We start from the raw sequence: 13,061 nt of genomic DNA on the forward strand, positions 1-13,061 counted from the left end.
GAATGAGTATTTGTTCTGCAAACTAACTGTTGTGAGCTACATTTGCAGAACTACCATTTAGAACTTATATGTACCTCGTACAAAGTAAGTACGTCCTAAAGGATCTGCGTAACGTGGGTCATACCCCATTTGGAAGTTATCAATTACATTAGAAGCAGGAGGGTCTTCATCAAAGATATTCTTAATACCTGCTGTAACTTCTAGATTTTTAAAGCCTTTATAAGTGCCTGAAATATTGTATGTTGTATAGTCGCTGACTCTATGGTTTTGGCCGTTAGAGTTTTGATCTTGGTACCCACGAGAGAAGTTTTGTTGTAGGTTTAAAGCCCAGTTTTCATAATTCCAATTTAGGTTTGCAGTATGTTTCCACCGCAGAATAATGGATTGATAGTCTAAGCCGCTATATGACCCTGCAACACCTATCCATTCTCCATTTGGTTCGGCTTGATATTTGTAATCTGTTATATATGTACCATCAATATTGAAACCGAATCGACCTGTAGCAGTCATTGGAGAAACCCAACTTAAGCCGACGTCAAAACCAGAAGTTTTAATTCCACCTAAATTTTGTTGGGTTGTAATAATATAATCTAATGAGCCATCAGGATTACGTACAAATTTGTCTGCATATTTCACTGGGTCATTAAAAATAGCAGTTTCTGAAAGTGTAGCAATTTGCTTGTCGACTTCGATATTGAAGTAATCGAGAGTAAAAGCTAAATTTTTAATTGGTTCAAACACTAAGCCAGCGGTAAAAGATTTTGATTCTTCTGGATCTAGAGTTTTATTACCTCCATTTTGTCTGTCGAATTGCATATTACAATCGCGTTCTTTTTTTCCTCCTGATTGTACAACTCCACCAGGGCAAAGCACAGGATCATTATATGATGCACCTGTATTAGTTATCGAATTTGCACCATTAACTTCCCAAAGTGTTGGTGCTCTGAAACCTGTGCTATAAGTTGTACGGAACATTAACTGTTTAATAGGTTCCCAACGAAGTGCAAATTTCGGATTAAAAGTATCACCAAAATCGTTGTAGTCATCATAACGAGCAGCGATTTGAGCTTCTAAAGTTTTATGAAGGGGGATATGAAATTCGGTAAATACCGATTTAATATTACGATCGCCAGTATTTACTGGCTCATCAGGATCAACACCTGTGCTAGGTGCCACTCGGGCAACATCAGTAACGACTTTTGAAGTCCAATCTTCATAACGATAGCTTGCTCCAACTGCAAAAGCCACGTCTCCAGCTGGTAATTTAAATATAGGTCGGCTTGCCGTGAAATCGACAGTAGTTGTATCTAGGTTAGCTTTTAAGTATTTACCTTCAACTCCTAACTCATTCCATACATTGGCATCTTCAGGGTTTTGTGGTCCGAATGGGTTTAAAATACCATTGTTTAAAGCTTCTTGTGTTTTATCAAAATTTAAATAGCCACTTACGATAGCATCCGATGCACTACTATGAGCATAGGTAACCCCGGAGTTAATATCCCAACCATGAGTTTCACCCTCGATACCCGCAAATAATCTATGTGATTGGTTAATACTATTACTTACACGATTACCCGATTGTGAACGTAGATATAGAGGGATAGTTCCCGTAGCGCCAGCTAAAGCTGGAGTGATACCTTTACCTGGATAATATTTACTACTAGGGTCAAGCGTCAGATCAAAAAAAACATCTGGTGCAACTGAAGTAGTGACTTCACTTCTTGCATATAAATATTCTGCAATCGCGTTAAAATTATCATTTAATTTAAAAGTTGCTCGGCCCATAGCTGAGATGTCTTCTGTTTTAGGAACAATTCCAATCACGGCTTGGCTGTTGTATCGACAAGTTCCATCATCGTTACTATTAAGAGGATTATTACCACAACCAGTGGATGCGTAAGGGTTACCTAAACCTGGGACATTGGCAGGGAATGAACCACTACTGGTTCTATTGACACCTAATTCGGGTAATATTCCTCCACGCCGACTAACTTTACGGTCTTTGGCCATGACATCATCGCCTTTGCGATAGTCCACAACACCAAAAACGTTATAGCCATTTTCGTCTAAATCACCAAAACCCCCAAAAATGCTGTAGTCTTGCTGCTCGCCGCCTTTTTGTTCTGGTTTTTGATAGCCGGCAGTCAGATTAAGTCCTGTAAACTGCTTTTTAGTAATGAAGTTAATTACCCCGCCAATTGCATCGGTACCATAAATGGAAGAGGCGCCATCTCGTAAAACCTCAATACGGTCTAACATTGCGAGTGGAATAATATTTAAGTTGGTAACGCCACTGTCATATGCATTTGCAGCTAATCGACGGCCATTAAGTAAAACAAGTGTCTTATTGGCACCCAAGGCTCTAAGGTTTGCTGCCGAGCCAGCTGTTTTACTTGTACCTACGTTGCTGGCAGTAACAAAATTAGACTGGTTTGCGCTGATCTTTGCCAAAGCCTCTTCAGTTGTTGTTACCCCTTGTTTTAAGATTTCATCAACTTTCACCACGGTAATTGGCGAAGCACTTTGTGCCGCAACCCCTTTAATTGAAGAACCTGTAACGGCAACTTTTACGACTTTTGTTGGTTTTTCATCGGTACTTGATTGTTCCGTTTCTGCTGCTTGTGCCATGGTAAGACACATCATGCTTAAACTAAGGGTGCTTAATTTAAGAATTGTTTTGCCAATCTTGGGGGTTGCCTGAGATCGAACATTGTATTTTTTTTTCATCGTGGACTTGATCCCTTTTTGTTGTCGTTAGCGATATTGCTGGAAAGTTTTTAAGCAAAGCAAGTGCCAACTATATATTTTTCTTTTTTTAGTTTATGCAAAATATTGATAAATATTGATTTTATTATGCTTGAGTATGATGCTTTAGCTTTTTTGATATAAAAATAAATTTTCCATTTGGAAAATTTTTTGATGTTGGCGAAAAGTTTCAAATTTATTTGTATAAAAAATATACATTACTGGACTCTTCACATGCTTATTAAATAAAAATGTATCGTTTTAGAGCCTTTTAATATGTAATGTTATAATATTTATCACTACATGGTTAAATTATATTTTTATTATTAATCAATAGATTGTTTTAAAAGTATCTGTAAGTTAGGCTTGATCTAATGTGGATCATAATTAATTTTTAATGTATTTTATTTGTGCATTTAAGATGTTATATGATTAACTTATATGAATATAATATTTGGCAGAAAGTTACTTTTATTTATATAGTTCAAACGTTTTTAAGTATCTAATAAAAATATGAATTTTTAATATTTTTAAATATTTTAAGATGGATATTAATAAATGGCATGAAATTCGCTTTATATTCAATGGTTACAAAACACTAGGTATTTGAGTTTATTTTTCCATTTGATCAAATCGAAAGAGCATAAAGGAAAGCAAATTTTAAATCCTAAATAGGCCTATCTGTTGAAAAAGAACTTTTCTTATGCAGATTTAGATGTTACTCAAAAGGATAATATCTTTTAAAAAAACTAATTACGTGGGTATGAACTTGAAATTAAAATTTTTTAAGCTCGCCATTTTAAGTCTGGCTATTACATCAGTTCCTTGTGCTTACGCAATTACGACAGCGCAACCAAACAAAATTTTGCATGTTGCCTATGAGGCCCCAGATGATGGCTTCGATATGGTTAAAACCACCAATTTCTATAGCGCTAATATTGCTGAGGCAATTTTTGAGCCTTTACTCAAATATGACTATTTAGCACGTCCATTACAGTTAGTTCCCAATACTGTAGAAAGCCTGCCCAAAGTGGAACAAGACGGTAAAGTTTATATATTTAAAATTAAGCCGGGTATCTATTTTACCAATGATCCAGCTTTTAAAGGTAAACGCCGTGAGTTAGTGGCTGAAGACTACGTCTATACAATTAAACGTATTTTAGACCCTAAAAATAGAGCGCCTTCTGTTTCTTTTATTGATGGTAAGTTACAAGGTGCCGATACGGTTGTAGCTCAAGCAAAGAAAACTGGAAAATTTGATTATGCTGCTCCGATTGCTGGAGTTAAAGCTCTTGATCGATATACTCTACAATTTACTTTGACTCGCCAAGACTTTAATTTTCCTTATATTCTTGCCTATATTACTTTTGGTGCTGTTGCTAAAGAGGTTGTTGACTATTACGGTGACCGTATTGGTATGCATCCCGTAGGTACTGGTCCTTATATGTTAAGTAAATATGTACCGAGAAGTAAGGTCGAGTTAGTTGCTAATCCTGATTATCGTGGTTTTGTCTGGAATTTTAAGTCAACAGGAACACCTTGGGATAACCAACTTGTTAAGGAAATGTCTGGAAAGAAAATGCCACAAGTTGGCAAGGTGGTGGTCAGTATTATTGAAGAAGAGCAGTCACGATGGTTAGCTTTTCAGTCTGGACAACTAGACTTTGATAAACTCACAGCGAATGCTGTTCCTCAAGCTTTAGATGGAAATCAGCTTAAAGCTTCTTTTAAGAAGAGAGGAATTAAGCACTATCCAAATAAGGATCCTGAGATTACCTATACTATGATGAATATGCGGGATCCAGTGATCGGTGGTTTTAGCCCAGAAAAAATAGCGCTTCGTAGAGCAATTACTCTGTCATACAATCAAAAAGAAAGCATACAACAAGCTTATAAAAGTCAGGCTGTTAGATCACAAATGTTTATACCTGAAGGTGTAAACGGATATAACCCTAAATATAAAAGTAGCGTAGGATATAATCCGCTGTTAGCAAATAAACTACTTGATTATTATGGTTATAAAAAAGCGGCTGATGGCTATCGGACCTTACCAAATGGCAAACCTTTAATTTTAAAAATCAATACAGAAAATAGCTCAGCATCGGTTATTCATTCAGAACTCTGGAAAAAAAATTTAGATGCGATTGGCATTCGAGCTGACTTTAAGGTAAGTAACTTTGCAGATAACTTAAAAGCCGCTACTCAATGTAAATATATGATCTGGAGCGGTGCATGGATTGCTGACTATCCTGAAGGAGATAATTTTGCACAATTATTATATGGACCAAATGCTGGGCAGGGAAACCATGCTTGTTATCAGTCTAAAACATATGATGCTCTTTATACTCAGGCCATTCATTTACCACCTCAACAACGGCTCCCATATTACGAAAAACTTAACCGTCAGATAGAAGCTGATAATCCTTGGATTATTCATGTAACACGAATTCGTAATTGGTTGATACAGCCTCAAGTTCAGGGGTTTAAAGCTCACCCAATGATGAATACAAACTGGCAATATCTTGATATTACCTCTATTAAAAAATAATTTTAGATAAAGATCATCATGACCGAAAATTTAAAACAAAAGCTTAAGCACTGTAGTGTCGGCCTATTCTTTGCCGGAATGGCTTTAACGGGTTCTATATCTATTTTTGCGAAAAGCCCAGCCGATCCAAATAAAGTTTTGCGTTATGTATTCCCAACAGCTGAAACAGGCTTCGACCCAGCTTATGTACATGACTTATATTCAGCGCATGTACTCACATCTATATTTGAAACTTTATATACCTATGACTATTTGGCAAGACCAGCAAAATTAATCCCACACGTGGCTACGGCTATGCCAGAAGTGAGTGCAGATGGTCTGACTTATACCATTCACATTAAGAAGGGTATTTACTTTACGCCCGACCCAGCGTTTAAAGGTAAACCTAGGGAGTTAACAGCTTACGATTATGCATATTCTTTTAAGCGGTTATTGGACCCAAATTTACGCTCACCCAATAGTTGGTTATTGGAAGATAAAATTGAAGGTATGAATGCTTTAGTCAAAGCAGCCAATAAATCCGGAAAATTTAATTACGATCAAAATGTAAGTGGTTTACAAACACCTGATAAGTACACTTTGGTGATTCGGTTAGTAAAACCAGACTATAACTTTCCTTTATTACTGGCCCATGATCCGACAGGTGCGGTGGCACGCGAAGTCATCGAGAAATATAAAGATAAAGCTGGTTTTGTTATGGGGCATCCGGTAGGAACCGGACCTTATATGCTCAGTAAGTGGATACCTGCCTCACGTATTGTTTTAAAAGCAAATCCTGAATATCGAGGTTTTACCTGGAACTTTAATGCCAGTAGCCCCGGGGATGAAGCAATTGTAAAGCGCCTTAAAGGTAAACAAATGCCTCAAATCGGCACAATTGATATTCAAGTCATGGAAGAAAACCAGTCACGATGGTTAGCATTCCAGCGTGGTGAGGTAGATATCATTCAGCTTGAAGGGCAATTAGTTTCAAAAGCGATTAAAGACGGTAAATTAAGACCCGAGCTTGCAAAAGAAGGCGTGCAATTATCTCGTATTGTTGATCCAGAAATTAGTTATATCTATTGGAATCTCAAAGATCCCGTTGTTGGAGGAATGAGTAAAGAAAAAATTGCCTTACGCCGTGCTATTGCGATGTCCCGTTCAATAGATCAAGAGATTAAATTGGTAAGGAATAGTGATGCAGAACGTCTTCATTTCCCAGTTCCACCTGGTGTAGTGGGATATGACCCACAGTATAGAAGCAGTACACCATATTCAGTAAAAGCAGCCAATCTGCTGTTGGATCGATATCACTACAAAAAAGATGCTTCTGGTTGGCGTACACAACCAAACGGCAAGCCGCTCGTGGTCGAATATAAAGCGCGCAATGACAGTATTGGCCAACAAAGTGCTGAACTTTGGAAGAAAAACTTCGATAGCCTACATATTCGCATGGTGTATAAGCCAATGCTTTTTTCAGACTTACTTCGATCACAGAAACAATGTGAGGGAATGTTTGGTTCTTCTGCATGGATAGCTGATTATCCAGATGGGGATAATTTTATGCAGAATTTTTATGGCCCAAATACTCATATGACTAACTGGTCTTGTGGTTCGATACCAGAGTTTGATGAGTTGTACCGCCAGTCTCAACAAGTGAAGCCAGGCCCAGAAAGAGATGCGTTATATCGAAAAATGACGCGCTTGTTAGAGGTTTATATGCCTGTGCAAATGTCTTATGCACGCTATCGCAATATGTTGGCCCAACCACGAATTATTGGATATAAGAAGCATCCGATTTTACATGCTGAATGGATGTACTTCGATATTGATACAAATACGAAATCTAATCATTAAATGAAAAAAATTGGAGATACGATGAAAAATAATACACTGAAAATGACTACATTATGTATGTTGACCATAGGTATAAGTCAATTTGCATCGGCTGAAGCGACGCGTGCGACATTACCATTACTCAAAGCAGAGCAACTCCCAGCATGGTGTGATTCTAATTTAAAAAAAATTCAGCAAGAGATTTCTAGTTTTGAAAAAACGCCTGTTAAAAACGATGCTGCCGCTGCTCCCATATTAGCCAAGTGGGATAAAATTTTTGCTCATCTTGAAGATTTTTCGGGGCCCATAGGTCTATATAGTAATGTAGACCCAGATGCGAAATTACGTAAGGCAGCAGAAGACTGCGAAATCAAAATTAATCAGTTTCATACGGATATATTCCAAAATTCAAAACTGTATAACGTAATTAAAAATACAAAAGCAAATGATCCGATTGACCAGAAATACCGTCAAGATATTCTGGATCAATTTGAAGACACAGGGGTTCAGTTAGAACCAGCAAAACGCGCAAGAATGAAGGCTATTCTGGATGAGTTGACTAAACTTGAACAAGAATATAACCGTAATATTCGTGATAACCCGGAAAAACTTGAATTTACTCCTGAAGAGATGAAAGGCTTACCGGAAAGTTATATTTCGGGGTTAAAGAAAAATACGAAAGGAAATTATCTATTAGGTTTTGAGTATCCGGAATATCGTCCATTTATGGAGCTAGCGGATAATGATGATGCCCGAAAAAGATATCAAATCGCTTTTACGCGACGTGGGACTAAACAAAATTTAAAACTACTCAAACAGGCAATAGATTTACGTTATGAACTTGCACAGTTATTTGGAAAAGCGAGTTATGCAGATTGGGCTTTAAAAGACCGAATGGCAAAAACACCAGAGACTGTAAACAAGTTTTTGGCAGAAGTACAAAAAACGGTAGCACCACTTGAACGTAAAGAAGTAGAAGAGCTTCGTGCATTTAAAGCACAAACCTTAAAGACGCCGTTAGACAAAACCGAGATAACGCGTTGGAGTGAAGCTTACTGGAGCGAAAAACTTCGTAAGAGTAAATATCAAATTGATCAGGAAAAGCTTCGTGATTATTTTCCGACTTTAGCCGCACAAAAATGGTTATTTGCTATTTCATCTGATCTTTACGGTATTGATTTTAAACCTGTCAAAGTTAAAGCATGGCAGGATGAAGTTGAATATTACGATGTAGTTGATAAAAAGACAGGAAAACTCCTTGGTGGCTTATATATGGATAAATTCCCCCGTGAAGGGAAATATGGCCATGCAGCAGTTTGGGGAGTATATGGTGGCAGCACTTTAACCAACCGATTACCGATTTCAGTATTGGTGACCAACTTTAACCGTAAAGGTTTAAATAGTGATGAGCTTGAAACTTTTGTACATGAGTTCGGTCATGCTTTACATGGCATCTTATCAAACACACGCTATGCAAGTCAGTCCGGAACTTCTGTCGAGCGTGATTTTGTAGAAGCACCTTCTCAAATGTATGAAGAGTGGGCACGCCGTAAAGAAACCTTATCTAAAGTGGCCGATTATTGCGATCCAGCTTGTCCACGTGTTGACGATGAGTTAATTGCCCGTTTAAAAGCAGTACATAACTATGGCCGTGGCTTGCGTTATGCACGTCAGACGCTTTATGCACAGTATGACATGGCACTTCATACGGCAGATGCCTTAAAAGTAAAACCTTTAGAAACTTGGCAAAAAATGGAAGCTGCTACAGCCTTAGGATATGTGCCAACAACTGAATTCCCTGGGCAATTCGGGCATTTAATGGGTGGTTATCAGGCAGGTTATTACGGTTATATGTGGTCTGAGGTTTTAGCGCTAGACATGCTTTCTGCTTATGGTGACAACCTGAACAACCCACAAGTGGGACAACGTTATCGTCAGACGATTTTATCGCAGGGTAGCCAAAAACCGGCAGCTGAATTGGTTAAAGATTTCCTTGGTCGTGATCCTGACAATAAAGCATTCTTTAACGAAATTACCGGACAACGGGTTAAATAAGGAATTATCACTATGCTGGCATATGTTATTCGGCGTTTATGGCAGATGATTCCGACCATGTTGGGAGTAGTGCTGCTTATTTTTATCTTATTTAATTGGGTCGGTGGAGATCCTGCCTATATTTTGGCAGGTAAGATGTCTAACCCTGAGCAGATTGAAAATATCCGTAAACAGTTAGGTGTTGATCAACCTTATTATGTTCAACTTTGGATTTTTATTAAGCAAATTCTTACTTTTGACTATGGCGCAAGTTGGAGCACAGGTGAATCCGTTTCACAAATTATCTTAACCCGATTAGGACCGTCGCTCACACTTTTAATTCCACTCACCATTTTACAAACAGTTATTTCAATTATTTTAGCATTGGCTGTAGCGGCGGTACGTGGCTCTCTAACTGATCGTATGGTCATGATGTTATGTACCATCGGGATGTCGATTAGTATTTTGGTTTACATTATTGTTTTTCAATATGTTCTGGCTTATCAACTGAGCTGGTTTCCAGTACAGGGATGGAGCGATAGTTTTACCGAAAATTTATTTAAGTTTTCCTTACTACCAATTCTAATCATGCTGGTGGTGAGTATTGCACCTACTTTACGTTTATATCGTAGCTTTGTGCTTGATGAAGTAAATCAGGATTATGTGAGAACCGCACGTGCTAAAGGTGTAGGGGAAAGCCGAATTTTAAGTGTGCATGTTCTACGTAATGCCTCAATTCCGATTATTACTGATGTGATGTCAAATTTACCGGCATTATTGATAGGTGCATTTTTAATTGAACGCTTTTTTGGTATTCCCGGTATTGGTCGTGAAGTGATTATTGCTGTAGAGCGTAGTGATTTTCCTGTCATCAAAGCCATTACTGTATATATTGCAGCTGCAACCATGATTTTTAATTTGATTGCGGACTTGGTCTACAAAGTGGTTGATCCACGTGTACAGTTGAAGTAGGTGGGTTATGCTGAGTGTTTTATCAAAAAGAAAGTTAGAAACCCAGACCGCTCCTGCTTCAGCGGGGCTATGGCGACTTGCCATGCGTCGTCTCCGGGCCGATAAAATTGCAATGGCATCGCTCATTGTTGTGTTGTTCTATTTGATCGTATTAATACTATCTCTAACGGGTGTGATTGCATCTGATTGGAATAAAGAAGTTGCTGTCAGTTATGCGCCTCCTACATTTATAGGTGCAGATAAGACAACGGAAGCTTTGAAAAGTACAGCCGCTGTAGATGAGGAATTACCGGAAAATCCAGTCGATCCCTTAAAAGATGTAATTCACCAACTTAAGGCCGAAATCAAACAAGAAAAGAGCTCTGGAAGTGCAATTGATTATTATGGTGTAGTTGATCCATTAGCTGATGATATGAAAGCAATTGATCAGCAACTCGGTGGACATTTACTTGATCAGCAAAGTGAACTAAAAAGTACCCTAATTTTTGGTGCTGACAAATGGGGACAAGATGTCCTTAAAAAAACCATTAAAGGCGCTGAAACTTCAATTATTGTAGGGCTTGTTTCTGCCTTACTGGCAGTCACATTAGGAACGCTTTTAGGAGCAATTTCAGGTTATTTTGGTGGTTGGGTCGATGATATTCTCAACTGGTTTTATAATATTTTTACTTCCATTCCATATTTATTATTAGTTCTTGCGATTGCTGCTGTACTACAACAAAAGGGTATTTTATCTATTGTTCTGATTTTAGGCTTAACAGGCTGGACAGGTGTCTATCGGTTAATTCGTGCTGAATATATGAAACATACGGCACGCGAATATGTACTTGCAGCTAAAGCCATTGGTGTCGGGCATTTTCGCCGTATGTTTATTCATATTTTTCCTAACGTCAGCCATATTGCATTGGTCCAAATGTCTATTTTGGTGGTTTCTTTTATTAAATCGGAAGTGATTTTGAGTTTCTTAGGGTTCGGTGTGCCAGTAGGTGTAGTGTCTTGGGGCAGTATGTTAAATGAAGCACAAAGTGAACTTCTTTTAGGTAAGTGGTGGCAGCTTGTCGCAGCCTCTGTCGCAATGGCGGTTTTGGTTACGGCATTTTCAATGTTTACTGATGCGCTACGCGATGCATTAGACCCGAAACTAAAATAAGAGGAAATCCAAATGTCAGAACAAGAAAAAAAGACCCCATTACTCCACATTGAAAACTTACGTGTAAGCTTTAAAGGTGAAGATAAACAATATATCGAAACTGTGAAAGGAATTTCCTTTGATATTCCGACCAATACGACTGTAGCTTTGGTTGGTGAATCGGGTAGTGGTAAGTCTGTCACTTCTTTAGCAACTATGGGTTTACTTCCCGTAGGTCAAAGCAAGATTGATGAGAAAAGTAAGATTATTTTTGAAGGTAAAGACTTGCTTGGCTTATCGCGTACAGAGATGCGAAAAATCTGTGGCAAAGATATTGCCATGATTTTTCAGGAACCGATGTCATCATTAAATCCGGTTTTTACGGTTGGCAATCAAATTGCAGAAGTGTTGTGTTTACATATGGGTATGAGCCGAAAACAGGCGCGGCAACGTGTTTTAGAGTTGCTTAAAGAGGTCGGTATACCTTCACCAGAAACGAAAATTGATGCTTATCCTAACCAGCTTTCGGGTGGTCAGCAGCAACGTGTCATGATTGCAATGGCAATTGCTTGTGAACCTAAGCTACTGATTGCCGATGAACCGACTACAGCGCTTGATGTTACCATTCAAAAGCAAATTATTGATTTACTTGAATCACTACGTCAGCGCCGTCAAATGTCGATGCTTTTTATTACTCACGATTTGGCTTTGGTTGGTGAAATTGCAGATCAAGTGATTGTGATGCGACATGGTGAAATTAGAGAGCAAGGTACCGCTGAACAAGTTTTGGAACAGCCTAAAGATGTATATACCCGAGCCTTACTTTACTGTCGTCCTCAAATGTCACAAAGACCTTATCGTTTGCCTGTAACCAGTGATTTTATGCGACAAGAAAACAATATATTGGTTGAGCAAAGCTTTGATGTTTCAGAAATTCCTGAACGTAAACGTGGTTTAAATGGCGATGAGCACATTATTTTAGAAGTAAAAGATCTGAAAAAAAGTTTTTATAGTCGTAAAGGATTGTTTGGCAAAGAAGAATTTCAGGCAGTAAAAGGCGTTTCTTTTAAATTGGCTAAAGGAAAAACGCTTGGTTTGGTAGGAGAGTCGGGCTCCGGTAAAACGACTGTCGGGTTATTGCTCATGCGCTTACATCAAGCATCGGGGGGACAGGCTTTAATTGAAGGTAAAGATATTCTTTCTTTAACTGAAAAAGAGTTTGCCAAATATCAAAGGAAGATCCAAATCATCTTTCAAAATCCATATGCTTCGCTAAATCCCCGCTTTACGATTGGGCAGATCTTATTGGAACCTATGCAAATTCATGGAATTGGTAAAGATGACGCGGAACGTAAGCAAATTGCGCTTGGTTTACTTGAGAGAGTGAATCTGCCTGAACAAGCTTATTATCGATATCCACATGAGTTCTCGGGCGGTCAACGCCAACGTATTGCGATTGCGCGCTGCTTAACGCTAAAGCCTGAAATTCTAATTTGTGATGAATCTGTTTCGGCGTTAGATGTTTCAGTTCAGGCACAAGTACTTAATTTATTACAAGACTTACAAGATGAGTTTGGGCTTAGTTATATTTTTATTTCACATGACTTGTCGGTTGTGAAATATATCTCCGATCAGGTTATGGTCATGAATCATGGTGAAGTTGTTGAAATCGCCAACTCGGATGAGCTCTATGCACATCCGCAACATGACTACACCAAACGACTATTGCAGGCTATTCCACAAGGGATTCAGCACGTTTCGTAAGCGTAAAGTTATGTCGTTAAAGGCACTTTTAAGTGCCTTTTTATTTGGTTT

At 38.3% G+C, this 13,061-nt stretch carries 7 protein-coding genes and 1 pseudogene; 6 read left to right on the forward strand and 2 right to left on the reverse strand.

What is annotated here, in order from left to right:
* Positions 1-57: 57 nt before the first annotated feature.
* Entirely contained in the window at positions 58-2,727 is a 2,670-nt protein-coding gene (locus EG365_RS16835; RefSeq protein WP_000731490.1) for a TonB-dependent receptor, read from the reverse strand.
* A gap of 520 nt (positions 2,728-3,247) precedes the next feature.
* Positions 3,248-3,340, reverse strand: a pseudogene (locus tag EG365_RS16840) (hypothetical protein); the annotation flags it as partial.
* A gap of 162 nt (positions 3,341-3,502) precedes the next feature.
* Between EG365_RS16840 and EG365_RS16845 the strand changes: the two are divergent.
* The 6 genes from EG365_RS16845 to EG365_RS16870 are packed head-to-tail and all read left to right on the forward strand — an operon-like array spanning position 3,503 to position 13,010.
* Positions 3,503-5,293: an ABC transporter substrate-binding protein gene (locus tag EG365_RS16845; protein WP_002000215.1), complete on the forward strand. Its 1,791-nt coding sequence runs from the start codon at positions 3,503-3,505 to the stop codon at positions 5,291-5,293.
* A 15-nt stretch (positions 5,294-5,308) separates the two neighbouring features.
* Positions 5,309-7,132 carry an ABC transporter substrate-binding protein gene (locus EG365_RS16850; RefSeq protein WP_085917004.1) on the forward strand — a complete coding sequence of 608 codons (1,824 nt, stop codon included), beginning with the start codon at positions 5,309-5,311 and terminating at the stop codon, positions 7,130-7,132.
* Entirely contained in the window at positions 7,133-9,166 is a 2,034-nt protein-coding gene (locus EG365_RS16855) for a M3 family metallopeptidase (protein ID WP_000719393.1), read from the forward strand. It abuts the gene before it with no gap.
* Positions 9,167-9,178: 12 nt separating this feature from the next.
* Positions 9,179-10,117 carry an ABC transporter permease gene (locus EG365_RS16860; protein ID WP_000881926.1) on the forward strand — a complete coding sequence of 313 codons (939 nt, stop codon included), beginning with the start codon at positions 9,179-9,181 and terminating at the stop codon, positions 10,115-10,117.
* A 7-nt stretch (positions 10,118-10,124) separates the two neighbouring features.
* Positions 10,125-11,267: an ABC transporter permease gene (locus EG365_RS16865; RefSeq protein WP_000953840.1), complete on the forward strand. Its 1,143-nt coding sequence runs from the start codon at positions 10,125-10,127 to the stop codon at positions 11,265-11,267.
* A 12-nt stretch (positions 11,268-11,279) separates the two neighbouring features.
* A complete protein-coding gene (locus EG365_RS16870; RefSeq protein WP_001295038.1) occupies positions 11,280-13,010 on the forward strand; it encodes an ABC transporter ATP-binding protein in 1,731 nt (576 codons plus the stop codon).
* Positions 13,011-13,061 lie beyond the last annotated feature (51 nt).

The organism is Acinetobacter sp. FDAARGOS_494, from assembly GCF_003812225.1.
Lineage (GTDB): Bacteria > Pseudomonadota > Gammaproteobacteria > Pseudomonadales > Moraxellaceae > Acinetobacter > Acinetobacter baumannii.